Origin of the sequence: Minwuia sp. (assembly GCF_048007105.1) — a bacterium.
GTDB lineage: Bacteria > Pseudomonadota > Alphaproteobacteria > Minwuiales > Minwuiaceae > Minwuia.
The window spans coordinates 4,387,617-4,412,323 of sequence record NZ_CP180352.1 but is presented as its reverse complement, the minus strand read 5'-3'; the positions used below and the strand labels follow the sequence as shown (position 1 = coordinate 4,412,323).

24 protein-coding genes are annotated in these 24,707 nt (G+C 66.0%); 18 read left to right on the top strand and 6 right to left on the bottom strand.

Features of this window, described 5'->3' with window-relative positions; all coding sequences use genetic code 11:
• The first annotated feature begins 62 nt into the window (after positions 1-62).
• Entirely contained in the window at positions 63-389 is a 327-nt protein-coding gene (locus ACMVY4_RS21445) for an SDR family oxidoreductase (RefSeq protein WP_416897976.1), read from the top strand.
• Positions 386-862, top strand: coding sequence for an SDR family NAD(P)-dependent oxidoreductase (locus ACMVY4_RS21440; RefSeq protein WP_416897975.1), 477 nt, complete (start codon positions 386-388; stop codon positions 860-862). Before ACMVY4_RS21445 ends, ACMVY4_RS21440 begins: the two co-directional genes overlap by 4 nt.
• Positions 863-893: 31 nt before the next feature.
• On the opposite strand, the gene phaR is transcribed toward ACMVY4_RS21440, so the two are convergent.
• On the bottom strand, positions 894-1,505 hold the full coding sequence (gene phaR / locus ACMVY4_RS21435; RefSeq protein ID WP_416897974.1) for a polyhydroxyalkanoate synthesis repressor PhaR: 612 nt from the start codon (positions 1,503-1,505) through the stop codon (positions 894-896).
• Positions 1,506-1,771: 266 nt separating this feature from the next.
• On the opposite strand from phaR, the gene ACMVY4_RS21430 reads away from it, so the two are divergent.
• The 3 genes from ACMVY4_RS21430 to phbB all read left to right on the top strand — a co-directional run bounded on the left by ACMVY4_RS21430 (position 1,772) and on the right by phbB (position 5,175).
• Complete coding sequence (locus ACMVY4_RS21430; RefSeq protein WP_416897973.1) at positions 1,772-3,013, top strand: alpha/beta fold hydrolase; 1,242 nt, start codon at positions 1,772-1,774, stop codon at positions 3,011-3,013.
• A gap of 161 nt (positions 3,014-3,174) precedes the next feature.
• Positions 3,175-4,353, top strand: a complete 1,179-nt coding sequence (locus ACMVY4_RS21425; RefSeq protein ID WP_416900374.1) for an acetyl-CoA C-acetyltransferase — start codon at positions 3,175-3,177, stop codon at positions 4,351-4,353.
• Positions 4,354-4,452: 99 nt separating this feature from the next.
• Positions 4,453-5,175: an acetoacetyl-CoA reductase gene (gene phbB, locus ACMVY4_RS21420; protein WP_416897972.1), complete on the top strand. Its 723-nt coding sequence runs from the start codon at positions 4,453-4,455 to the stop codon at positions 5,173-5,175.
• Positions 5,176-5,240: 65 nt separating this feature from the next.
• On the opposite strand, the gene cbiB is transcribed toward phbB, so the two are convergent.
• Together cbiB and cobD are read right to left on the bottom strand one after the other, a co-directional pair.
• A complete protein-coding gene (gene cbiB / locus ACMVY4_RS21415) occupies positions 5,241-6,182 on the bottom strand; it encodes an adenosylcobinamide-phosphate synthase CbiB (protein ID WP_416897971.1) in 942 nt (313 codons plus the stop codon).
• Positions 6,179-7,156: a threonine-phosphate decarboxylase CobD gene (gene cobD / locus ACMVY4_RS21410; protein WP_416897970.1), complete on the bottom strand. Its 978-nt coding sequence runs from the start codon at positions 7,154-7,156 to the stop codon at positions 6,179-6,181. The genes cbiB and cobD overlap by 4 nt, the downstream gene beginning before the upstream one ends.
• A 188-nt stretch (positions 7,157-7,344) precedes the next feature.
• Between cobD and ACMVY4_RS21405 the strand changes: the two genes are divergently transcribed.
• The 8 genes from ACMVY4_RS21405 (at position 7,345) to ACMVY4_RS21370 (ending at position 15,433) form a co-directional block, all read left to right on the top strand.
• The gene (locus ACMVY4_RS21405) at positions 7,345-7,650 is read left to right on the top strand and encodes a DUF6732 family protein (protein WP_416897969.1); all 306 of its coding nucleotides are present in this window, start codon (positions 7,345-7,347) and stop codon (positions 7,648-7,650) included.
• Positions 7,647-8,684: a sirohydrochlorin chelatase gene (locus ACMVY4_RS21400; RefSeq protein ID WP_416897968.1), complete on the top strand. Its 1,038-nt coding sequence runs from the start codon at positions 7,647-7,649 to the stop codon at positions 8,682-8,684. Before ACMVY4_RS21405 ends, ACMVY4_RS21400 begins: the two co-directional genes overlap by 4 nt.
• Positions 8,681-9,310 carry a precorrin-8X methylmutase gene (locus ACMVY4_RS21395; RefSeq protein WP_416897967.1) on the top strand — a complete coding sequence of 210 codons (630 nt, stop codon included), beginning with the start codon at positions 8,681-8,683 and terminating at the stop codon, positions 9,308-9,310. The genes ACMVY4_RS21400 and ACMVY4_RS21395 overlap by 4 nt, the downstream gene beginning before the upstream one ends.
• A complete protein-coding gene (cbiE, locus tag ACMVY4_RS21390; RefSeq protein WP_416897966.1) occupies positions 9,307-10,512 on the top strand; it encodes a precorrin-6y C5,15-methyltransferase (decarboxylating) subunit CbiE in 1,206 nt (401 codons plus the stop codon). Before ACMVY4_RS21395 ends, cbiE begins: the two co-directional genes overlap by 4 nt.
• Positions 10,509-11,201: a precorrin-2 C(20)-methyltransferase gene (gene cobI, locus ACMVY4_RS21385; RefSeq protein ID WP_416897965.1), complete on the top strand. Its 693-nt coding sequence runs from the start codon at positions 10,509-10,511 to the stop codon at positions 11,199-11,201. The genes cbiE and cobI overlap by 4 nt, the downstream gene beginning before the upstream one ends.
• Positions 11,198-12,985 carry a precorrin-3B C(17)-methyltransferase gene (cobJ, locus tag ACMVY4_RS21380; RefSeq protein ID WP_416897964.1) on the top strand — a complete coding sequence of 596 codons (1,788 nt, stop codon included), beginning with the start codon at positions 11,198-11,200 and terminating at the stop codon, positions 12,983-12,985. Before cobI ends, cobJ begins: the two co-directional genes overlap by 4 nt.
• A complete protein-coding gene (cobM, locus tag ACMVY4_RS21375) occupies positions 12,982-13,749 on the top strand; it encodes a precorrin-4 C(11)-methyltransferase (RefSeq protein ID WP_416897963.1) in 768 nt (255 codons plus the stop codon). Before cobJ ends, cobM begins: the two co-directional genes overlap by 4 nt.
• 202 nt (positions 13,750-13,951) lie before the next feature.
• Complete coding sequence (locus ACMVY4_RS21370; protein WP_416897962.1) at positions 13,952-15,433, top strand: sensor histidine kinase; 1,482 nt, start codon at positions 13,952-13,954, stop codon at positions 15,431-15,433.
• A 13-nt stretch (positions 15,434-15,446) separates the two neighbouring features.
• Here ACMVY4_RS21370 and ACMVY4_RS21365 read toward each other — a convergent pair whose 3' ends face one another.
• Positions 15,447-16,895: a hypothetical protein gene (locus tag ACMVY4_RS21365; protein WP_416897961.1), complete on the bottom strand. Its 1,449-nt coding sequence runs from the start codon at positions 16,893-16,895 to the stop codon at positions 15,447-15,449.
• A gap of 147 nt (positions 16,896-17,042) precedes the next feature.
• Entirely contained in the window at positions 17,043-17,834 is a 792-nt protein-coding gene (locus tag ACMVY4_RS21360; RefSeq protein WP_416897960.1) for a hydroxyacylglutathione hydrolase, read from the bottom strand.
• Positions 17,835-17,946: 112 nt separating this feature from the next.
• On the opposite strand from ACMVY4_RS21360, the gene ACMVY4_RS21355 reads away from it, so the two are divergent.
• The 5 genes from ACMVY4_RS21355 to ACMVY4_RS21335 all read left to right on the top strand — a co-directional run bounded on the left by ACMVY4_RS21355 (position 17,947) and on the right by ACMVY4_RS21335 (position 22,900).
• Positions 17,947-18,750 carry a crotonase/enoyl-CoA hydratase family protein gene (locus tag ACMVY4_RS21355; RefSeq protein WP_416897959.1) on the top strand — a complete coding sequence of 268 codons (804 nt, stop codon included), beginning with the start codon at positions 17,947-17,949 and terminating at the stop codon, positions 18,748-18,750.
• Positions 18,751-18,794: 44 nt separating this feature from the next.
• Positions 18,795-19,472, top strand: a complete 678-nt coding sequence (locus ACMVY4_RS21350) for a nitroreductase (protein WP_416900373.1) — start codon at positions 18,795-18,797, stop codon at positions 19,470-19,472.
• Between the two features lie 102 nt (positions 19,473-19,574).
• Complete coding sequence (gene tcmP / locus ACMVY4_RS21345) at positions 19,575-20,453, top strand: three-Cys-motif partner protein TcmP (protein ID WP_416897958.1); 879 nt, start codon at positions 19,575-19,577, stop codon at positions 20,451-20,453.
• On the top strand, positions 20,453-21,211 hold the full coding sequence (locus tag ACMVY4_RS21340) for a DUF5131 family protein (RefSeq protein WP_416897957.1): 759 nt from the start codon (positions 20,453-20,455) through the stop codon (positions 21,209-21,211). The genes tcmP and ACMVY4_RS21340 overlap by 1 nt, the downstream gene beginning before the upstream one ends.
• Positions 21,212-21,298: 87 nt before the next feature.
• Positions 21,299-22,900: a flavin-containing monooxygenase gene (locus ACMVY4_RS21335; RefSeq protein ID WP_416897956.1), complete on the top strand. Its 1,602-nt coding sequence runs from the start codon at positions 21,299-21,301 to the stop codon at positions 22,898-22,900.
• Positions 22,901-22,906: 6 nt separating this feature from the next.
• Here ACMVY4_RS21335 and lepA read toward each other — a convergent pair whose 3' ends face one another.
• Positions 22,907-24,706 (bottom strand): translation elongation factor 4, encoded by a 1,800-nt coding sequence (gene lepA, locus ACMVY4_RS21330; RefSeq protein WP_416897955.1) that lies wholly within the window; start codon positions 24,704-24,706, stop codon positions 22,907-22,909.
• Between the last annotated feature and the right edge of the window lies 1 nt (position 24,707).

Below are 24,707 nucleotides of genomic sequence, written 5' to 3'. Positions count from 1 at the left end.
AGTTATGTCGTTTTTCGCCGCAAGCGTGCGGCGCAGCAGGCCTGGCGTGATACGTTGAGGCCATGACGGATTTTTCAGGACTGGCGCTGGTGACGGGCGCGGGTGACGGTATCGGCGCGATGCTGGCCCGGGGATTTGGCGGGCTCGGCATGCGGGTCGCGGTGCAGGACATCCGCACCGAGGCGGCCGAACGCGTCGCCGAAGAGATCGGCGGCGGCGCCTTCCCGCTCGTCTTCGACGTCAGCGACCGCGATGCCTGCGTGGCGGCGGCGGACGATCTGAAATCCCGGGGCGAGGCGCTCAACCTGCTCTGGATCAATGCCGGCGTCGGCGCGGGCGCGCCGCTGATCGGGGCGCGGCGAACATTGTCGAATGGGCCTTCTCGGTGAACGTGCTCGGCGCGATCTGGACCGCGCAGGCCTTCCGTCCGCTGATGGACGACGCTGCGGGGCTGCGCCATGTCGGCGTCACGGCCTCGGCGGCGGCGCTCAGACCGCCGGATGGCGATTTCCCGCTCTATGCGACGACCAAGCACGCGACCTTCGCCGTGGCCGAGACGCTGCGGGGCGAACTGGCGCGGGACGGGATCGGGACGACCATTCTCGGCCCCGGTCTTCTGAACACCGAAATCTGGGATGCGGCCCGCGCCCGGCCCGACCGTTTCGGCGGCGCCCGGAACCGCGACCCGGCCATCGCGGCACGCTGGCGGGAGGCGAAGTCACCCGATCTGATGTGGCCGCACATCGTCCGGACCATCGAGGCCGGCGGCGGCTACATCACGTGTCCGACCGACGGCGGTGAAACAGCCCGCATTTTCCGCGAACGTGCCGACGAGATCGCTGCGGGGATCGTCGAGATCTAGATGATGGTCCGGTGTCGCCGGGGCCGTCGGTTTACTTCTGGCCCTTCATCAGCCGTTCGAGCTGACGCTGCATCTCGTCGAGCTGGCCCTTGAGCTGGCCGATATCGTCCTCGCCCTTTTCCTCGGGCTTCTTCGGTTCCTGCTCGGTCGGGGAAGGTGTCGGAGCGCCCGGTGCGCCGGCCCGCGGGGCGAAGGGATTCCACATCGCCATCGCCTTCTCGAACATCTCCATGTTGCGGCGCGTCGCTTCCTCGAACTGCTTCATGGGCAGATCGACAGCATTGCCGAAGCGATCATGCATCTCCTCGCGGTTCCGCGCGAAGGCCTCCATCGACATGTCGAGATAGCTGGGTAGCAGGCCCTGCAGGCTGTCGCCGTAGAAGCTGATGAGTTGACGCAGGAAGTTCACGGGCAGGACATTCTGGCCCTTGCCCTCGGCCTCGAAGATGATCTGGGCCAGCACAGAGCGGGTGATGTCCTCGCCGGTCTTGGCGTCGTAGACGACGAAATCGACGTTGTCGCGCACCATCTCGGCGAGGTGGTCCAGCGTCACGTAGGATGACGACGCCGTATTGTACAATCGCCGGTTCGCGTACTTCTTGATGGTGACCGGCCCGTCGGTGTCGCGCTCGCGCTTCGCCATGCCTGACCCTTCGAAATTTGACGCAGCAATCTCTCACTATCGCCTTATCATGCTGCAACGCGCAACTTTTTTGCGCACCGCACATCAGGCGGACGGCTTGGCGTTTCTCATCCGCAATGGATAAACTGATCAGATGGAAGGCAGCGGAAACGAACCCGCCGACGCCCTGGCCCGGCGCTTCATCGAACTCTGGCAGAAGCAGGTCCGGCTGATGTCGGCGGATGGCTCCGCGGACGAACTGATGCGGCTTTGGGGCGGAACCGTCGATGGAGCAGGCAGCGCAGAAGGCGAACCGGCCGCCGCCGTTCCGGCAGATGGCGCCGCGCCCGCTCGGCCTGCATCTGGCGACGGCGATGACCGGCCTGAGCGGCGCAGCGGCGGCGGTGCCGCTGGCGCTTAGCGGCGGTCTGCCCTGGCACCCGTCGCTGAAGGACGAGGCCGGCGACCTTCTGGAAGAGATGCGGCGGGCCGGCGAACCGGTGATGTCCGCCGCCGTCTGGAACCGCGCGCACGCCATTCTCGGCGACATGATGACCGGCATCCGGCTCTATCAGGACCATCCCTACGTTCGACGTCTCGATCCGCCCGGAACCGTCTGGTCGCAGGGCTCGGCGAAGCTTTTCGACTATGGCGGCGGGGGACGGCCGGTGCTGTTCGTGCCGTCGCTGGTCAACCGCGGCTATGTCCTGGACCTCGAAGCCGACAACAGCCTGCTGCGCTGGCTGTCGGAGCGTGGCGGCGTCCGGCCCCTGCTGCTGGACTGGGGCGCGCCGGGCGACCGGGAACGGGCATTCGGACTGGGGGATTACGTCACCGGGCCGCTGGCCGAGGCGCTGGAAGCGGCCGGTGGCATCGCGGGCGCGCCGGTGCCGCTGGTCGGCTACTGCATGGGCGGCACGCTGGTCACTGCCGCGGCCCAGCTTTTCCCCGAGCGGGTCGCGGCGCTGGGGCTGCTGGCCGCGCCGTGGGACTTCCATGCCGAGATCTCCGCCCCGGCGAAAATGTTCGCCTCGACGGTGCCGACCTGGCGGCCGGTCCTCGACGCCTTCGGCGAGATGCCGCTGGACCTGCTGCAGAGCTTCTTCGCGGCCCTCGATCCCGGGCTGGCGCAGCGCAAGTTCTCGGCCTTCGCGACCATGGATCAGGACAGTGCGGCGGCCCGGCATTTCGTGGCGCTGGAGGACTGGCTGAACGACGGGGTGCCGCTGACCGCCCGTGTGGCGCTGGAGACCCTGGGCGGCTGGTTCGGTGAGAACCATCCGGCGACCGGCCACTGGCTGGTCGGCGGCCGGGTAATCGATCCGGCGGAGGTGCGGTGTCCGGCCTTCGTGGCCATTCCGTCGAGCGACCGCATCGTGCCGCCGCCCTCGGCCCGCGCACTGGCCGCGCGGCTGCCGGACGCCGAGGTCATCGAACCGCGGGCCGGCCATATCGGTATGGTCGTCGGCAGCAAGGCGCTGGACGGCCTGTGGCGGCCGCTGGAAACATGGTTAACGTCGCGGAGCTGAGTTATGCTGCGGTGCAGCAAATTTTCGCGACATTGTGAAGCAACGAAACCGGCCTATGTTTACAGTAGTGGCCGATCCGTCCATCATTGCGGCAGCGCAACATTGATTGCTGCGTCGCAGCAACGATTGTCGCTTTCGACAGCAGTTCTCGGGAGGAACTAATCATGACAGACATCGTTATTGCGTCCGCCGCCCGCACGCCGGTCGGCTCGTTCAACGGTGCGTTCGGCTCGGTGCCGGCGCACGACCTCGGCACCACCGTGATCAAGGGCGCGCTGGAGCGCGCGGCGGTGGATCCGAAGGAAGTCTCCGAAGTCATCATGGGCCAGATCCTTCAGGCCGGTCAGGGCCAGAACCCGGCCCGTCAGGCGTCGATCAACGCCGGCGTGCCGAACGAGAGCCCGGCCTGGGGCGTGAACATGCTGTGCGGCTCCGGCCTGCGCACCGTCGCGCTGGGCTGGCAGGCGATCAAGAACGGCGACAGCTCCATCGTCGTCGCCGGCGGCCAGGAAAGCATGTCCCAGGCCCCGCACGCCGCCTATCTGCGCAGCGGCCAGAAGATGGGCGACCTGAAGTTCGTCGACACGATGATCAAGGACGGGCTCTGGGACGCCTTCAACGGCTACCACATGGGCAACACCGCGGAGAATGTCGCCGAGCAGTGGCAGATCACCCGCGAGGCCCAGGACGAGTTTGCGCTGAGCTCCCAGCTCAAGGCCGAGGCCGCCCAGAAGTCGGGCCGGTTCAAGGACGAGATCGTTCCGGTCACGATCAAGGGCCGCAAGGGCGACACCATCGTCGAGGACGACGAGTACATCCGCCACGGCGCCACCATCGAGAGCATGCAGAAGCTGCGTCCGGCCTTCGCCAAGGACGGCACGGTCACCGCGGGCAACGCCTCGGGCATCAATGACGGCGCCGCCGCCGTGGTGCTGATGAGCGCGGACGAAGCCAACCGCCGCGGCCTGACGCCGATGGCCCGCATCGTCTCCTGGGCCCAGGCGGGCGTCGATCCGGCGATCATGGGCGTCGGCCCGATCCCGGCCTCCCGCAAGGCGCTCGAGAAGGCCGGCTGGACCATGGACGACCTCGACCTGATCGAGGCCAACGAGGCCTTCGCCGCCCAGGCGCTGGCCGTCGGCAAGGATCTCGGCTTCGATCCGGAGAAGCTGAACGTCAATGGCGGCGCCATCGCCATCGGCCATCCGATCGGCGCGTCGGGCGCCCGCGTGCTCAACACGCTGTTGTTCGAGATGCAGAAGCGCGACGCCAAGAAGGGCCTCGCCACGCTCTGCATCGGCGGCGGCATGGGCATCGCCATGTGCGTCGAGCGCGACTGAGCGCCGGCACACCTCTCCTGAACGACCCGCCCCGGCCTTCGCGCCGGGGCGGCTGACCTTCCCGTCTCCCCAAGAACCAAGAAACCCAGAGGAAACATCATGGCACGAGTTGCTATCGTCACCGGCGGCACCCGCGGCATCGGGCGCGCCATCTCCGAGACCCTGCGCGACGCCGGCTTCAAGGTCGCCGCGAACTACGCGGGCAACGAGGAACGCGCGAAGGCGTTCACCGACGAGACGGGCATTCCGTCCTACAAGTTCGACGTCGCCGATTTCGAGGCCTGCCAGCAGGCCTGCGCGCAGATCGCCGAAGAAGTCGGTCCGGTCGACGTGCTGGTCAACAATGCCGGCATCACCCGTGACGGCACCCTGCAGCGCATGAGCCACAAGGACTGGCAGGACGTCATCGACACCAATCTGGGCGGCTGCTTCAACATGGTGAAGGCGGTTTTCGCCGGCATGCGCGAGCGTGGCTTCGGCCGGATCGTCAACATCGGCTCGATCAACGGCCAGGCCGGGCAGTACGGTCAGGTCAACTACGCCGCCGCCAAGTCCGGCATCCACGGCTTCACCAAGGCCCTGGGCCAGGAAGGCGCGCGCTTCAACATCACCTGCAATGCGATCGCGCCGGGCTACATCGACACCGACATGGTGGCCGCCGTTCCGGCCAACGTGCTGGAGAAGATCGTCGCCAAGATCCCGGTCGGCCGCCTCGGCCATGCCGACGAGATCGCCCGCGGCGTGCTGTTCCTCGTCTCCGACGAGGCCGCGTTCGTGACCGGATCGACCATGTCGATCAACGGCGGCCAGCACATGTACTGAGCCCTCCGCTCACACGGTAGCGTGCATTCGGGCGGCGTCCTCCGGGGCGCCGCCTTTTTCGTTGATCAGAGGACCAGTGCGCCGAAGATCGAGGCTGCCAGCAGCACGGCCCAGGCGCGCCAGATCAGGTTGACGCTGCCGGCGATGTCGTCGGGCGTGGCGTCCTCGCGGCCTTCGGGGTTCATCCAGGGATCGTCGACGATCCGGCCCTCGTAGCGGCGCGGGCCGGCGAGGCGGAGGTCGAGGATGGCGGCCATGGCCGCCTCGGGCCAGCCGGCATTAGGGGACTTGTGCCCCTTCGCATCGCGCCATGCGGTCTTCAACGGCGTCAGGCTGAGATCTGCCAGCGCGAAGAGTGCCGCCGTCAGCCGGGCCGGGACCAGATTCATCAGATCGTCCAGCCGCGCCGCAGCCCAGCCGAAATGGCGATATTTCTCGTTGCGGTGGCCGATCATGCTGTCGGCCGTGTTGACCAGCTTGTAGACGATCAGCCCGGGCAGGCCTGCGACGGCGAACCAGAAGGCGGGCGCGACGATGCCGTCGGAAAAATTCTCGGCGGCGCTCTCGATGGCCGCGCGCGCGACGCCGGCCTCGTCCAGCGCTTCCGGGTCGCGCCCGACGATACGGCCGACCGCGGCGCGGCCTTCGTCCAGCCCTTTCGCCAGACCGCTGCCGACGGCCTCGACGTGCTCCACCAGCGAACGGTGCGACAGCAGCACTGCCGCGATCAGCGCCGAGAGCAGCGCGCCGAAGGGTATCGCCTCGACGATCAGGCCCAGCATCGCGCCGCCTGCCGCGAGCAGCACCATGGCGATGATCCCGGACGCTTTCTGCTGACTCGCCGAATCCCTGGACCGGTTGAGCCGCCAGTCGAGGAAGCCGATCGCCTTGCCGCCCAGCACGATGGGGTGGGGGATGCGCGAATAGAGCCATTCCGGCTCGCCGAAGACCGCGTCCAGCGCCAGCGCGATGGCCAGCAGCATCAGGATCGTGCCCGGATCGCTCACGACGTGAGCGCCGTTTCGAGCCGCGCCCAGCCGGACTCGTCGCCGGGCAGGCCGAAGCGGAGGTGGTCGGGAGCGTAGTCGAAGCTGCGGACCCAGATCCGCGCGTCGAGCAGCCGATCGAACCGTTCGGCGATGTTCCCGGCTTCGGCCGTCACGAAAAGATCGGTGCCACCCGCGATCCGCCAGCCGGCCTGTCCCAGAAGCCGGCGCAGGCGCGCCATGTCGGCGGACAGACGTTCACGCGTCGCGGCAATCCAGTCATCGTCGGAAAGGGCGCGGGCGCCGATCTCCTGCGCCGGACCGGACACCGCCCACGGGCCAAGCATCCTCTCGATGCGCCGGGCCATCGCGGGGTGCGCGACGGCGAAGCCAAGCCGAACACCAGCCAGGCCGAAGAACTTCCCGAAGGACCGCAACACGACAAGGTTCTGCGGCAGTTCGCGCGGACAGAGGGAAAGCGCCGGTGTCACGTCGCAGAAGGCCTCATCGACGACCAGCAGGCCTGACCGCCGGGCCAGCGCCAGCAGGTCGCCGGGCTCGTGTGTCCGGCCGTCCGGATTGTTCGGGTTCACAAGCACGGCTGTCCCGCCGCCGGGCATGGAGACGAACCCGCCGGCGACGGTCACGGCGAATCCGGCGTCGCGGAAGCATCCGGCATGCTCGTTGTAGGTCGGTCCGAGTACGCGGACCGGGCCGCTTCCGGCCAGCCGGGGCATGATCTGGATCAACGCCTGCGCACCCGCCGCGGCGACGATCCCGTTCGCGGGGTGGATGCCATACGCATTCCGGGCTGCGCCCAGAAGACGGTGGAGCGCGGTGCGGTCGGGCAACCGTGTCCACGCATCGTGGCTGATGTCGCCGACGGGGTAGGGGGCCGGGTTGATTCCAGTAGACAGGTCGAGCCAGTCCGCCGCCACGCCGCCATGGCGGGCGATGGCTTCTGTCAAATTCCCGCCGTGAACGCGCTCGGTCATGGCCGCTCTTCACCACGCGGACCGCAAGCGGTCAATAGCGGCGCATCCTGTCGTGAATCCGATTGCGCCCGCCGGGCCGCCGCCCTAGGTTCGGTCGCAGAGGATGGTGCCCCGAGGGAGACCGACAAGGGGCTGAAACGATTCCGGTTGCGGCCGACCCAAACCGGGGGCCTGGCCCGGACCACCCGTTGACGCCCTTGACGCGGCTTGCGCCGCGCCGGCTCTCCTTCCGCGCCGAAACGACGTTCGACCTTGAAGGGGGAACCATGCGCTTCACTGTTCCGATCCTGATTGCACTGCCGGGCAGTGCGCTCGCCCATGGCGGCCATCTTGGCGAGCTTGCCGGTCATTCGCATTGGGTGGGCGTCGCCGCGCTGGCCGGTGCCGCCGCGCTCGGCGCGCTCGCTGCGAAGCTGGCCAAGGGCCGGAAGCAGAATGAAGAGTCGGAAGAGGCCGGAGAGACCGCCGAGGCGGAGGCCGAGGGCGCAGCATGACAGCTCTGCCCGAAGGCGCCGGGATCATGGTCTGCGGCCATGGCAGCCGCGACCGCCGCGCGGTCGACGAGTTCGCGCAGGTCTCCGAACGCCTTAAGGAGCGGTTCCCCGGCGTGCCGGTGGATTACGGCTACCTGGAGTTTGCGACCCCGATCATCCGTGACGGACTGACGGCACTGAAGGCGCAGGGCGTGCAGCAGGTACTCGCCGTGCCGGGCATGCTGTTTGCGGCCGGCCATGCCAAGAATGACATCCCGTCGGTGCTGAACACCTGCGCCCGCGATCTGGATCTGGATATCGCCTATGGCCGTGAGCTGGCTGTCGATCTGAAGATGCTGCAGGCCGCCGGCGACAGGGTCGCGGAGGCGCTTGCCGCCACCCCCGGCGTGCCGCGGGAGGAAACCTTGCTGGTCGTCGTGGGCCGTGGCGCATCCGATCCGGACGCCAATTCCAACGTCGCCAAGGTCGCGCGGATGCTGTGGGAGGGGATGGGCTTCGGCTGGTGCGAGGTGGCCTATTCCGGCGTCACCTTCCCGCTTGTGGAGCCGGCGCTGGAACATGCCGTGAAGCTGGGCTACCGGCGGATCGTCGTCTTTCCCTATTTCCTTTTCACCGGCGTGCTGGTGGAGCGCATCTACGCCTACACCAACCAGGTCGCCGCCCGGCATCCGGAGATCGAGTTCGTCAAGGCGGGCTATCTCAACGACCATCCGAAGGTCATCGACACATTCGTCGACCGCATCCACGAGATCGTCGACGGCCGCAATCTGATGAACTGTCAGATGTGCAAGTACCGCGCGCAGGTTCTCGGCTTCGAGGACGAGGTCGGCCTGCCGCAGGAGAGCCATCACCATCATGTCGAGGGCATCGGCTCGGGGGACCACGATCACGGCCACAGCCACGATCATTCCCATGATCACGGGCACGCGCACGGCCACAGCCATGATCACGGCCACGACCACGGTCATCATCACCACCCGTACCCGCATGCGGACCACCCGCTGGGCCCGCGCAGCATGAAGAAGACCGGATGACACTCGCCTATGAGCGGGATCCGGCGGCGATCTACCGCCAGAGTTTCGCGACCGTTGAGGCCGAGGCCGATCTCTCCGGCCTGCCCGACGGGCTGCGCCCTGTCGCCGTGCGCCTGATCCACGCCTGCGGCATGGTCGAGATTGCCGGCGACCTGCGTTTCTCGGCCGATGTCGCGGCCTCGGCCACGGATGCGCTGCGTGCCGGGGCGCCGGTGCTCTGCGATTGCGAGATGGTCCGCTCCGGCGTCATCCGCCGCCTGTTGCCCGCCGCCAACGACGTGATCGCGACCATCGGGGCGGACGGCGTGGCCGAACGCGCGCTGTCCATCGCCAATACGCGATCGGCTGCGGCGGTCGAGCTCTGGGAAGACCGGATCGACGGTGCTGTGGTCGCCATTGGCAACGCGCCGACAGCCCTCTTTCACCTGCTCGAACTGCTGGACAAGGGCTGGCCGAAGCCGGCCGCAATCCTGGCCTTTCCCGTCGGCTTCGTCGGTGCCGTGGAGAGCAAGGCCGAACTGGCCGCCAACCCGCGGGGCGTTCCCTTCCTGACTCTCACCGGCCGGCGTGGCGGCAGCGCCATGGCCTCGGCTGCGGTCAATGCGCTTTCGCTGGCGGCGGCATGAACGGGCCGTGGCTCAACATCGTCGGTATTACCGAGGAAGGGCCGGTATCACTGCCGCCATCGGCCCGGACACTGGTCGAGGCTTCGGAGGTGCTGATCGGCGGGGAGCGGCATCTCGCGATGTTCCCCGATCATCCGGCGGAGAAGATCGCCTGGACGCGGCCGCTGAAGCATCTGGCCGAGCGCATTGTCGATTTCCGCGGCCGCCGGACGACGGTGCTGGCCACCGGCGATCCGCTCAATTTCGGCGTGGCGGCCAAGCTGCTCCAGAGCGTGCCGGTCGAGGAGACCGTGATCGTGCCCGCGCCCTCGGCCTTCAGCCTGGTCGCGGCGCGGATGGGCTGGTCGCTGCCAGATGTCGAGACCATCACCCTGCACGGCCGTCCTGCGGACCGCTTCCGGGCCTGGCCGGCGCCGGGTCTCAGGATCATCGCGCTGTCGGGCGATGCGAAGACGGTGCCCGAGGTCGCGCGCATGCTGGTCGAGTCGGGCTACGGCCCGTCGCGGATCAGCGTCTTCGGCCATGTCGGCGGCCCGAAGGAAAGCCGCGCCGACGGCACGGCGTCGGGCTGGTACGCGGACGTGCCGGACCTGAACACCATGGCCGTCGAGTGCATTGCCGATGCGGACACGGTCTTCGTTCCGCGGGTGCCGGGACTGGATGACGGGCTCTTCCGACACGACGGCAAGATGACCAAACGCGAGGTCCGCGCGATCACGCTGAGCCGTCTGATGCCCGCGCGGGGGGCGGTGCTCTGGGATGTCGGCAGCGGCTGCGGTTCGGTCGGGATCGAATGGATGCGCAGCGCGCCGGAAGCCCGCGCCATCGGTATCGAGCCGGATGCAGGGCGCCGTTCGATGGCGGCAGAGAATGCCGTCGCGCTGGGTGTGCCGGAGTTCCGCCAGATCGATGGCCATGCGCCGGCCGCATTGTCGGATCTGCCGAGGCCCGACGCGATCTTCATCGGGGGCGGGGTGTCCGACGGGGCCGTGATCGACGCCTGTGTCGAGGCGCTACCGAAGGGCGGGCGGCTGGTTGCCAACGCCGTCACCCTGGAAGGGCAGGCGCAACTCATGGCCGCGCACGGTCAGATGGGCGGCGACCTCACCCGCATCGGCATCGACCGGGCGTCGCCCGTCGGCGCCATGACGGGCTGGCGGCCGGCGATGCCGGTGATGCAGTGGGCATGGTTCCGGACATGACCGGCAGCATTCACGGGGTCGGCGTCGGTCCGGGCGATCCGGAACTGATGACGTTGAAGGCGCAACGGGTGATCGGCGCGGCCGACGCCGTCTTCTACATCTCGGCGGACGGGAAGCCCTCGCGGGCGCTCGCGACGGCGCGCAAGGCACTGTCCCCCGGTGTGGAAGAAGTGCCGATCCTGATGCCGATGCGGGCCGACCCGGCCGAAGGCGCAGCCATATACGACAGCGCGGCCGAGGAGATCGCCGAGCGCGCGCGGCATGGGCAGGCGGTGGCCGTGCTCTGCGAGGGCGATCCGCTGCTCTATGGGTCATTCCTGCATCTGCTGGAGCGTCTGCGGCCGGATTTCGAGCCGGAAGTCGTGCCGGGCATCCCGTCCTTTCTCGCTGCCGCAGCGGCGGCGGCAACACCGCTTGTGCGGCGCACCGAGTCGGTATCGCTGTTGCCCGGGACCTTGCCGAAGGCCGAACTCGCAATGCGCCTCGCGGCCTGCGATTGCGCCGCCATTCTGAAGACCGGCAAGCGACTGCCCGATGTCCGTGCGGCGCTTGAAGAAACGGGGATGGCCGATGATGCGCTGGTGATCGAGGAAGCTACCACGCCGGCAGAACGCATCCGCCGTCTCGCCGAACTGGAGGACGACCACCTGCCCTATTTCGCTCTCATTCTCGCCTGGCGCGCCGAATGACGGCCGCGCCCGCAATTCTGGTGCTCGATGCCGGGGCCATTGCGCTCGGCAGGCGGCTCGCCGAGGCCGTCGGCGGTGATCTGCACGGACTGGCGGGGCGGGCCGATGAGGCCGATGTCCGGTTCGCCTCGGTCCTCGAGCATGCCCAGGCGCTCTTCACGGCCGGTCGGCCGATGATCGGCATCTGTGCGGCTGGCATCCTGATCCGCGCGGTTGGAGGACTGGCCTCCGACAAGCATGCGGAGCCGCCTGTACTGGTAGTCAGTCATGACGGCGCGAGCGTTGTCCCCCTGCTCGGCGGTCATCGCGGTGCCAACGATCTGGCCGGTCGCATCGCCGGCGTCACCGGTGGCCATGCTGCCGTAACGACTGCAGGGGACACGGTGCATGGCGTGGCGCTGGACGCGGATTTCCCCTGCTGGCGGTTGGCGAACCCCGGTGACGCCAAACGGATCATGGCGCGGATCGTCGGCGGTGAGGCGTTCGGCATGGACGGTGAACTGCCGTTCCGCATCGAAGGCGGATCCGACGGCGCTGCCATCCGGCTCATCGGCTCGGATCGGCCTGTCGAGACGAATGGCAGTGCGCTTGTCTGGCATCCGCAGCGCTACGTGCTGGGAGTCGGTTCAGCCCGGAACTGCCCTGTGGAGGAACTTTCGGCGCTCGTCGATGGCGTGTTGAAGGATGCTGGCGTCGCGCCGGGCGCTGTGGCCTGTATCGCCAGCATTGATCTGAAGGCCGACGAACTCGCCATGCTGGAACTGTCGAGCCGGCTGGCACAGCCGTTCCGGCTGTTCGACGCGGCGGCGCTCGAAGCCGAAACACCGCGGCTCGCCAATCCGTCGGAGACCGTCTTCGCCGAGGTGGGCTGTCATGGCGTGGCCGAAGCGGCGGCGCTGGCCGCAGCCGGATCGGAAGCCGAACTTGTCGTGGCCAAGCGCAAGAGCGCCAACGCGACTGCTGCGCTGGCCCGCGCCCCGCAGCCCGTCGATCCGTTGCAGGCTGGCCGCGCCCGCGGCGCGGTGCATGTCATCGGGATCGGTCCGGGCCGGGCGGACTGGCGCTCGCCGGAGGCCGCGCGCCGGATTGCCGCCGCCGACGATATCGTCGGGTATGGCCTCTATCTCGATCTGGTGGCCGATCTCGCGCCGCGGTCGCGCATGACCGAGTTCCCGCTCGGTCAGGAGACCGAACGCTGCGCCTGGGCGCTGGAGCGGGCGGCCGAGGGCCGGACGGTGGCGCTGATCTCCTCGGGCGATGCCGGGATCTACGCGATGGCGGCGCTGGTCGAGGAACTGGTGGCGGATGGCAAGGTCTCCGAGGCCGCCCGACGTGTCGAGGTCTCGGTGACGCCGGGCATCTCGGCGCTTCAGGCGGCGGCGGCGCGGTCCGGCGCACCGCTCGGCCACGACTTCTGCGCTATCTCGCTGTCGGACCTGCTGACGCCGTGGCCAGTGATCGAACGCCGTATCCGGGCCGCAGCCGAAGGCGACTTCGTGATCGCCTTCTACAATCCGGTCTCGAAGCGCCGCCGGACCCAGCTGGCCGCGGCAAAGGACATACTTCTCGGCCACCGTCCGCCGTCGACCCCGGTCATCCTGGCGACCGATCTCGGCCGCCCCGCCGAGAACGTGCGGGTCATCGCGCTGGAGGACCTGCAGGTCGACGAGGTCGACATGCTGACCACGGTGATGGTCGGCTCTTCGGATACACGAACCTATCAGGCTGCTGGGCGCGCCCGTGTCTTCACGCCCCGCGGTTACGCCGGAAAGGACCGCACATGACCGTTCACTTCATCGGCGCCGGTCCGGGCGACCCGGACCTGATCACGGTCAAGGGCCTCAGGCTTATCCAGACCTGCAGGACCTGCCTCTATGCCGGTTCGCTGGTGCCGCCGGCGATTGTCGAGGCCGCGCCGGACGGCGCGCGCGTGATCGACACGGCGCCGCTGGCGCTGGACGAGATCATCGCCGAGATGGAAGCCGCGCACGCCCGTGGCGACGATGTCGCCCGCGTCCACTCGGGCGATCCGTCGCTGTATGGCGCCATCGCCGAACAGATCCGCCGGCTCGACAGCCTGGGTATCCCCTGGGATATCACGCCGGGCGTGCCCGCCTTCGCCGCCGCCGCTGCGGCGCTGGGCAAGGAGCTGACGGTGCCTGAAGTCGCGCAGACCGTGGTGCTGACCCGGACCTCGATGAAGGCGTCCGCGATGCCGCCCGGCGAAGATCTTGAGACCATCGGCCGGACCGGTGCCACGCTGGCCATCCATCTGTCGGTGCGGAACCTGCGCGAGATCGAAGCCAGGCTGATCCCGCTTTACGGCGCGGACTGCCCGGCCATCATCGCCTACCGGGTGGGCTGGCCCGACGAGGCCTTCATACACGGCACCCTTTCCGACATCCGTCAGAAGGCGCGGGATGCGCGGATCACGCGGACAGCGCTGATCCTTGTCGGCCCGGCGCTGGCGGCCGACGGGTTCCGGGACTCGGCGCTCTACGACAGTTCGCACGCCCATGTTCTCCGCAACCAGGGTGGAAAACGCTGAGCCGTCGAAGCCCGGCAAACAGAGTCTGATGGCGGGCAAGTATTGAACGAATTCGGCTTCGCCGCCCCGCCGCGCCCCGACCCCTGCGGCAAAAACTCAGGCTTTTTCCGTCACTTTCGGTTAAGATTTGAGGGTGGCTCTTAAGAGAAAATTAAGGACAGAGTAGCGACAGTCCGATTCGAATGAAGGGGCGCATTCGGCGATGACGATTTTCGACAATCGCATGACGGATCAGGATGACGAAAGATCATCGTCCGTTGGCAACGATGTGGAGCCTGTCGGGCTCAACCGCATCGTATTGCGTTTCAAGGACCGTGAGATCGAGGACCGGTACAGGCGGGAGCATCTCGTCCGGGTCCTGCCTTTCGTGCGGCTGGCGCTGTTCTGCGGCGCCGTGCTCTACGCGTTCTTCGGGGTGCTGGACATGTACCTGATCGAACGCAACCTGGGCGCCGTCCTCGCGATCCGCTACGTGCTGGGCTGCGGCACGCTTCTGCTGGCCTTCGCTTCCACCTGGACCCGCTTCTTCCAGCGACGTTCCCAGCTCGTACTGACGATCGCCATGCTGAACACCGGCCTCGGCATCGTCGGAATGGTGGCGATCACCGATCCGCCGGCCGCCGGCACCTATTACGCGGGCCTGATCATGGTGATCATCTACGCGTCCATGCTGGTGCAATGCCGGCTGGTCTATGCGGTGGCCGTATCGGTCGCCCTCTACGTCGCGTATCTGGCCGTCGCCGTCGTCGTCAATCCCCTGCCCGAATGGACCCTGGTCAACAACATCTTCTTCCTGACCATGTCGCTCGGGGTCTCGATCTTCGCCTGCTACGCCCTGGAACTGGGATGGCGGCAGAAGTTTTCCCGCTACCTCGCCCTGGAACGTGCGTCCGAGATCGCCATCGAACTGAAGAACGAGGCGGTCGGCGCGAACCAGGCCAAGACGGAGTTTCTCGCCACCATGAGCCACGAACTGCGCACGCCGCTGAACGCCATCCTGGGATTCTCCGACATTCTGAAAGCCGGCATGTACGGGCCTCTGGGGTCGCCGAAGTATCAGACCTACGCCGAGGACATTCACCACAGCGCCCATCACCTGCTGTCGATCATCAACGACATTCTCGACTACTCGAAGAGCGAGTCGGGCGTGATGTCGATCGACGAGCGGGACGTGAACATCCGGGAGATGGTCACGCGCTCGGCCCGCATGTGCCAGCAGATGGCCAGCGCCAAGGGCGTCCGGCTCTCCGTCGAGCCGAGCGAGTGGACGCCGATCCTGCGCGCCGACCGCCGCCTGATGCAGCAGGTCATGGTCAATCTTCTGTCCAACGCCATCAAGTTCACGCCGTCGGCCGGCGCGATCCGCATCCGCTACTGGCGGGACAATGACGGCGCCTGCAAGATCTCGGTCGCCGATACCGGCATCGGCATCGCGCCGGAAGACCAGGAACGGATCTTCGAGCCCTTCACGCAGATCCAGAACGCCTTCGCCCGCGACCATGGCGGTACCGGCCTCGGCCTGCCGCTGGTGCGCCACATCGTCGGCCTGCATGGCGGGACCGTGGAACTGAAAAGCCGGCTGGGCGAGGGCACGGAGTTCACCGTCTCGCTGCCCGCTTCCCGGTTCAGCGGCTTTGCCGAGTTCGACGATTCGCCGGAAGGCGGGATGCGCAAGGCATCCTGAGGCGGAACGCGGCTCAGGCGGGCTTCCGAACGTAGAGCATCCACACCCGGCCGGTCTGTTCGCGCCGCACCTCCACCGAGGCGTTCGGGCAAAGCACGGCCATGTCCGTCATCTCCTCCCGGCTCCGGTACTTCACACGCCAGTCGGCGATGAATTCCATCGGCCAGAAGTTGCTGAGTTTCGAATCGGCCATGTTGCCGACGATCAGCAGCCCGCCGGGCGCCAGCTTCTTGTAGAGCCGGAACACCATCGACCGCGCCATCGAGGCGCTGAGATAGTCGACCAGGCCGACCGTGTAGATCAGATGCTGGCCCTTGATGCTCTGGCCGGCCATGCCGCCGCGCACGACGCGCAGGAAGCTTTCGTGCAGGAGTTCGAGCTGCACGTGCGGTGACAGCCGGCGTACCTTCGGCGTCAGTCGTGTGAAGGTATCGTCCAGCGCATCGAGATCCTGGTCGATCAGGGTGAAGACGGCGGAGCCGCTCATGCGCGAGGCGCTGAGCACATTCTCGACCTCCTTCGCCGGGCCGCAGCCGAGGCTGGTGATGCGCGCCGGGCCGGCATTGCCGTGCTCGGCGATGGTCGCGGCGATCGCCTGCTGCACCAGCACCATGCGCGTGGCGATGCATTCGGCAACTTCCAGGCCGATCCGGTGGACCATGCGGTCCGTCGGCGTGGCGCCTTTCCGGGCCCAGTCGTAGACCATCTTCATGACTTCGAAGTCGCCGGGATAGTCGAGCGGCTTGCTGAAGCTGCGTTCCCAGATCGGACCGCCCATGAAGGCCGGCGTCAGCACCTGCTCGGTGTAGCGCTTGGTCGCATCGAAGGCCGCGGAGTCGGGCTGCAGGCCGCGGACGATGTCCTCGCCCCGCTGCCAGAGCTGCCGCCACTCTTCCAGCACCGGTTGCTCGATGACCTGGCAGGCGGTCTCAAGCGCTTCTTCCTCGGCCTCGTCATCGAATTGCCGGTGGAAGGTCTCGACCTGCTGCCGGTGCCAGTTCAGCAACTGCAGCACGTCCGAACAGAGAGCGCGGTAGGCCATCGGCACCTGGGCAGAGACGAGCGACGGCGTTCGCGTCGTCATGCGCTCCAGATGCGCCTGCGCCTGCTGGATGGCGATCGCCGAAAGGTCGGGCATGTCGCCCTCGAAGGCGCAGCCGATCAGGCTGACGCCGCTCAATTCCTGGGTGCGGACCAGCCGCACATTGCCGGCAAACAGTGTGTCCTCGGTCAGCCGGATGGACAGTTCCGCCACCCGTCCGATCTGACCCTGCCAGTCGAAACGGCTGGACGGATCGATGACGGAGATGCCTGAAAGGGAATAGTCGTTGATCCGTACCGGTTGCCCGGACAGGGTCACTTCCAGCAGATCCTCGCCGGGCCGCGCATCGGCGTTGCGCCGCTTCGGCCGGAAGAAAATCTGCCCGCCGCGACCCCCGGACAGGGTTTCGTAACGCGCCATCTCGCCCCTTTTCCCTCTACGCCGTCCCGCTTCCGGTTGGCCCGGATTCTCAGCGGTACGATACAAATACCACGCTAGCGGTGCCCCCAACGAACCGCCAGCACAATGTTGAACGATTCCAGAATAAGGGAATTCGAGGCAAATTGGCTACCAGCTGTTGCGCAATTCCCGCAATTTCAGAAAGACGTCCTTCGGCGACGGGTCCTTCGGCAGGTCCGGAAACTTCTCCCTGAGCGCGTCGATCACGCTCGCGCTGCGCAACCGGAAGAAGGTGTTCACCTCCTTTTCCAGGCCCATGGTGGTGACCATCGCCGCCGACGGATCCTGGCCTTCCAGCTCGGCCAGCAGGCTCTTCGCCTTCGCGTTGTCGGGTTCGCGGTCCAGGGTAAAGGCAAGGTTGTTGGTGATGTAGTCGTGGCCCGGATAGATCAGCGTGTCGTCGGGCAGCGCGTCGAGCTGCTTGACGAAGGTGTCGTAGAGTTCCGCCGGATGCCCGCCATTGTGGCAGTTGCCGGCGCCGGCATTGAACATGGTGTCGCCGCTGATCAAGGCGGGCTGGTCGGTGCGAGTCAGCAGGCAGATGTGGCACATCGTGTGGCCGGGCGTGTCCAGCGCCTCGATCTCGACGGTCTTGCCGACCTTGATGACGTCGCCGGCCTGCAGGCCGACATCGATCCCGCGGATCTTGTCCTTCGCATTGGCGTGCGCCAGCAGCTTCGCGCCCGTGGCCTCGATCACCTGCCGGTTGCCGCCGGTATGGTCCCCGTGTTCGTGGGTGTTCAGGACCTGGGTGATGGTCCATCCCTTGTCCTTCGCCGTGGCCAGACACTTCTCGTGATCCAGCGGATCGATCGCCATCGCCTCGCCGGTCTCGGGACAGACGATCAGGTAATTGAAGTTGCGGTAGGCGTTGCCGGTCCAGATCTGCTCGACGATCATCGCGAGACTCCCCTTGTTCGTGCGTGTGCGCTCGAGTCCAACATGGCGCACCCGGACTGTCAGGGGAAATCTTTACTGGTATAAGACGCAGGCAATCAGGGGAGGCTGCTCGATGAGCGACAGAATATCCGTATCGATCGCCGATGGCGTCGCCGACGTGCGGCTGAACCGGCCGGACAAGATGAACGCGCTGGACATGGCTATGTTCAACGCGCTCCGCGATACCGGCGAGGAACTGGCCGGCAATGGCAGCGTCCGCGCGGTCGTGCTGTCGGGCGAGGGCCGCGCCTTCTGCGCCGGTCTCGATTTCGGCAACTTCAAGAAGATGGGCGACGGCGAGGGGTCGTCCGTCGGCCGGCTGACGCCGCGCACCCACGGCATCGCCAACCACGCCCAGCAGGCGGTCTGGATCTGGCGGCAGATGCCGCAACCGGTGATCGCCGCGGTGACCGGCGTCGCCTTCGGCGGTGGCTGCCAGATCGCGCTGGGCGCCGACATCCGCCTCATTGCGCCGGACGCCCGCATGTCGGTGCTCGAGATCAAGTGGGGCCTGGTACCCGACATGGCGGGCCTCGCCCTGATGCGGACCCTGCTGCGCGACGACATCGCCCGCGAGCTGACCTATACCGGCCGTCAGGTGACAGGTCAGGAAGCGGTCGATATCGGCCTCGCCACCCGGGTCGAGGAAAATCCCTATGCGGCCGCGATGGCCATGGCGCGGGAGATCGCGTCGAAGAGCCCGGACGCCGTGCGCGGCTCCAAGCGCCTTCTGAACATGGTTGCCGACGCCGACGAGGCGGCGATTCTGCTGGCCGAGTCGGTCGAGCAGGAGAAGCTGATCGGCAGCCCCAACCAGATCGAGGCGGTGAAGGCCGGCCTCGGCAAGCGTGCCCCCAACTTCACGGATGTCGCATGAACGAGCAGACCAGCATGAAGAAGATGCCCGACCCGACCGAAGGCATGGATTTCGACACCCTTGTGACCTCGCGGCGCAGCGTGCGCGGCTACAAGAAGGACCCTGTGCCGCGCGAGTTGATCGACGAGGTCATCCGGCTGGCCAAGTACGCCCCGTCTTCCATGAACACCCAGCCCTGGCATGTGCACGTGCTGACCGGCGAGGCGCTGGACGAGGTGCGGCGGCGCAACATGGCGGCGATGACGCAGGCGAACGCCGAGGTGAAGCGCGACATCGTCACCCACAAGCCCTATGACGGCATCCACCGCTTCCGCCAGGTCGACATCGCCAAGCGCCTGTTCGCCGCCATGGGCATCGCCCGCGACGACAAGGAAGGCCGGCAGGACTGGGTGCTGCGTGGCTTCCGGCAGTTCGACGCCCCGGTCTCCCTGATCCTGACCTATGACCGGGATCTCGACCCTGGCGCGGTGGTGCATTTCGACATGGGCGCCATCGGCTATGGCATCGCGCTGGCCGCCTGGTCGAAGGGGTTGGGCTGCGTCACCAACGGGCAGGGCATCATGCGCTCCGACATCGTCCGCGACGTGATCGGCGTGCCGGAGGACGAGGTGATCATGACCGCCATCGCCATGGGCTGGCCCGATGACAGCTTCGTCGCCAACCACGTCCGCTCCGACCGCGAGCCGAACGAGAACTTCGTCCGCTATCACGGCTTCGATTGAACCTCTGGCTGGGCGCGCGGACTGCTTGGTTTGCAAGTCGGGAACAAAAATTGAACATTTGGCGGTGATGTGATAGTGCAATTGTAGTTTCGGAGCATTGTCATGGCGCAACGCACGTTTGGAAGCACAGGGTCTACCGGCAAGAAATTGGCGGTCATTGAGAGCTATCTGCAGAGCTATCAGATCGCGCTTTCGAGACAGCACTTCCATACAATGTATATTGACGGCTTCGCTGGCTCCGGTGAGGTGCCTCAACGGGACACATCGGGTCAGCTGTTGGGGAACCCAGAGACTCAAACCGTGCTGGCTGGGTCAGCAGTGCGCGCGGCTGAAATTGAGCCTCCCTTTGACCGATATGTCTTTATCGAAGCAAGGAGAGCGGCAATTGAGGCTCTAAGGGGCAGGTTTGCAGCACATCGCCGATTTGCTTCTATGGAATTCAAGCAAGGTGATGCGAACGCAGAAATCCAAGAACTGTGTGCAATGACCAGTTGGGCGAATACAAGGGCGATAGTTTTTCTGGATCCATTTGGAAACCAAGTTGCATGGGAAACAATTGAAGTTATTGCTGCGACAAAGGCAATCGACCTGTGGTATCTATTTCCAGCTGGTTTGGGTGTATTCCGACAGATTAGTGCTGACGGCGGTGTGACACCGGAGGCTCGGGCTTCAATAACGCGGCTTCTCGGCACGGCCGAATGGGAAACCGCGTTTGTCGATACTTCCGAAGAGCCCGACTTGTTCAGCGACTCGGTTGAAAGGCGGTCCCGCAATGTGACTTCCGAGAGCGTGGCCAAGTTCATGGCGGGGCGCATGAACCGCGTTTTCGCGGGCGGTGTTCTGGACCAGATGATACCGCTCGGTACGCGCGGGTTCCCATGGTACTACCTGATTTTCGCCCTTGCGAACCCAAGCGATCGGGCTCGTGGTTTGGCGACCAAACTAGCAAAGGGCGTGCTCAAGGCTTCACAGGGGGATTGATGGCTGGGCTATCTGAGATTGAATGGACTGACGCCACATGGAACCCGGTCGCTGGTTGTTCGGTTCTCTCTGCCGGTTGTACCAACTGCTACGCAATGCGAATGGCAGGTCGACTTCAGGCGATGGGGCATGAGGCTTATGCAGGCACGACGCGCAAGAGTGGAAAACGGACTGTCTGGACCGGACAGGTCAACCTGATCGAGAGCGTACTCGATGCTCCCTTGAGGTGGCGCAGCCCAAGGTTAGTCTTTGTCAACTCCATGTCCGATCTGTTCCAGGAATCCGTACCATTCGAATTTGTGGAGCGTGTTTGGGGCACGATGGAGAAGGCCACCATTCACACGTTCCAGATTCTGACCAAACGACCGGAGCGGATGAGAGAATTCTTGGAGGATCGGCCCGGCGATCCACTGCCAAATGTTTGGTTGGGGACTTCGGTTGAGGACGCCAGGGTCGCACAGAGAGTTGAAGAACTGTCGAGATGTCCCGCCCATATCCGTTTCATTTCCTTCGAGCCTTTGATTGGCTCTGTTGGTGCAATAAATCTCAGGGACATCGACTGGGCAATCGTCGGCGGTGAGTCGGGGCCTGGATCTCGCCCCATAGACATCGAATGGGCGGATGAGATCTTCGAACACTGCGTTGCTGACGATGTTGCGTTCTTCTTCAAGCAGTGGGGCGGCCCCAACAAGAAGAAAACCGGGCGGGAGTATCGTGGACAGACATGGGACCAGATGCCAGTACCTGTCGCAAGCTAGGTTGTCTCCCATGCGGCCCGCGCGGGTTCACGTCGCCTGAATCGCGTGATTGAATGCCCGGGCAATGTTGGGGAGCATTGAGACGCGATGACGAACGAACCCGATCTGGACCTGCTGGTCGTGGGCGCCGGTTTTGCCGGCATGTACATGCTGATCAAGGGCCGTGAACTGGGCCTGAAGACGCGGGTCTTCGAGCGCGGCGACGGCGTCGGCGGCACCTGGTACTGGAACCGCTATCCCGGCGCGCGCTGCGACGTCGAGAGCATGCAGTATTCCATGCAGTTCGACCCGGAACTGGAGCAGGAGTGGGAGTGGACCGAGCGCTACGCGCCGCAGCCCGAGATCCTGAAATACGCCAACCACATCGCCGACCGTTACGACCTGCGCCCCGACATCCGTTTCGAGTGCCCGGTCAACGCCGCGCATTTCGACGAGGCTGCCGGGCTCTGGCGGGTCAGTGTCGGCGACGGCGAGGACCTGACGGCGCGCTTCGTGGTGATGGCGACCGGCTGCCTCTCGCAGCCGAACAAGCCCTCGGTGAAGGGCATGGCCGACTATAAGGGCCCGATCTACCACACCGGCGAATGGCCGAAGGACGGCGTCGACTTCACCGGCATGACCGTCGGCGTCATCGGCACCGGCTCCTCGGCGATCCAGTCGATCCCGATCATCGCCGAACAGGCGAAGCACCTGACCGTGTTCCAGCGCACGCCCAACTACGCCATCCCGGCGCACAACGCGCCGATCGACCAGGAGATGGTGAAGCGGGTGAAGGCCAACTACCGGCAGGTCAGGGAGGACGCGCGGAAGATGCCGGCCGGCATCATGCTGGATTTCCGGGATGTCTCGGCCCATGACGCAAGTGACGAGGAGCGCCGGCGGATATTCCAGAAGCGCTGGGACTATGGCGGGATCACCTTCCTCGGCGGTTTCAACGACCTGCTGCTGGACAAGAGCGCCAACGACTACGCGGCCGAGTTCGTGCGCGAGAAGATCCACGAGATCGTCGAGGACGCGGAAACCGCGGAACTGCTCAGCCCCGACAATGTGATCGGCTGCAAGCGGCTCTGCGTCGATACCGGCTACTACGCGACCTACAACCGCCCGAATGTTGATCTGGTCGATATCTCGGGTTCGCCGGTCGAATGCCTGACCGAGACCGGCGTCCGCGTCGGCGGCAAGGATCACGCCTTCGACGCCATCGTCTTCGCCACCGGCTTCGACGCCATGACCGGCGCCATCCTGAACATCGACATCCAGGGGCGTGGCGGCGAAAAGCTGAAGGACAAGTGGGACGGCGGGCCGCGCAACTATCTCGGCCTGTCGATGCACGGTTTCCCGAACATGTTCACCGTCACCGGGCCGGGCAGCCCGTCGGTGCTGACCAACATGCTGCCCTCCATCGAGCAGCACGTCGAATGGATCGCCGGCCTGATTGCCTACATGGACCGCAACGGGCTCAAGCTGGCCGAGGCCGATCTGGACGCCGAGAACGCCTGGGTGAAGCACGTGAACGACGTCGCCGGCCTCTCGCTCCGCTCGACCTGCTCGTCCTGGTATGTCGGCGCCAACGTGCCCGGCAAGCCGCGGGTCTTCATGCCATATATCGGCGGTTTCCCGGCCTATATCGAACGCTGCGCCGAGGTCGTCGAGAAGGGCTACGAGGGGTTCAGCCTGGAGGCGGCGTAGCGGCCCTTATTCGTCACCCATCCGGAGGGCGGCCATGAAGGCTTCCTGGGGGATGTCAACCTTGCCGTAGGTGCGCATGCGCTTCTTGCCCGCCTTCTGCTTCTCCAGCAGCTTCTTCTTTCGGGTGACGTCGCCGCCATAGCATTTGGCGGTCACGTCCTTGCGCAGGGCGGCGATGGTCTCGCGTGCGATCACCGAGCCGCCGATGGCGGCCTGGATCGGGATCTTGAACATCTGCCGCGGAATCAGGTCCTTCAGCCGCTCGCAGAGCATCCGGCCGCGTTCGTAGGCGCGGTCCTTGTGGACGACCAGCGCCAGCGCGTCGACGGGCTCGGAGTTCACCAGGATCGACATCTTCACCATCGCGCCCTCGCGATAGCCGATCATCTCGTAGTCGAAGCTGGCATAGCCGCGGCTGACCGACTTCAGACGGTCGTAGAAATCGAAGACGATCTCGGAGAGCGGCAGCTCATACTCGATCATCGCCCGCGCGCCGGCATAGGTCAGATTGGTCTGGATGCCGCGCTTTTCCTCGCACAGCTTCAGGACCTGGCCCAGATAATCGTCGGGACAGAGGATGGTCGCCTTGATCCACGGCTCCTCGATGCGGTCGATCTTCACCGGATCGGGCATGTCGGCCGGATTGTGAAGTTCGACCAGCGTGCCGTCGGTCATGTAGAGCTTGAAAATCACCGACGGCGCCGTGGTGATCAGGTCCAGATCGAACTCGCGCTCCAGACGCTCCTGCACGATCTCCATGTGCAGCAGGCCAAGGAAGCCGCAGCGGAAGCCGAAGCCCAGCGCCGCCGAGCTCTCCGGTTCGAAGTGGAAGCTGGAATCGTTCAGCCGCAGCTTGGCGAGGCTGTCGCGGAGGTCCTGATAGTCGGAGGTGTCGACCGGAAACAGGCCGCAGAAGACCACCGGGATCGACGGCTTGAAGCCGGGCAGGGGCTTCGCCGTCGGCTTGCCGTCCAGCGTGATGGTGTCGCCGACATTGGTCTCGGCCACGGTCTTGATGGACGCGGTCAGGAAGCCGATCTCGCCCGGACCGAGTTCGTCGACGGTCGCCATCTTGGGGCTGAAGATGCCGACGCGCTCGACCTGATGCACCGAGCCGGACGACATCATCTTGATTTTCTGACCCTTCTTCAGCACGCCGTCATGGACGCGGACCAGCACGATCACGCCCAGATAGGCGTCGTACCAGCTGTCCACCAGCAGCGCCTTCAGAGGCGCGGCGGGATCGCCGACCGGCGGCGGGATCTTGGCGATCAGCGCCTCGATGACCGCCGGCACGCCCTCGCCGGTCTTGGCCGAGATGCCCAGCGCCTCGGAGGCGTCGATGCCGATGACGTCCTCGATCTGCTCCTTCACCCGCTCGGGCTCGGCGGCGGGCAGGTCGATCTTGTTCAGCACCGGCAGGATCTCGAGATCGTTCTCCAGCGCCAGATAGACATTGGCCAGCGTCTGCGCCTCGACGCCCTGGCTGGCATCGACCACCAGCAGCGCGCCCTCGCAGGCGGACAGGCTGCGGCTGACCTCGTAGGAGAAGTCGACATGGCCGGGCGTGTCGATCAGGTTGAGCTGATAGACCTCGCCGTCCTCGGCCTTGTGCATCAGCCTGACGGTCTGCGCCTTGATTGTGATGCCGCGCTCGCGCTCCAGATCCATGGAATCGAGCACCTGCGCCTGCATCTCGCGGCTGTCGAGGCCGCCGGTCATTTCGATCAGCCGGTCGGCCAGCGTCGACTTGCCGTGGTCGATATGGGCGATGATCGAGAAATTGCGGATATTCTTCGGGTCCATG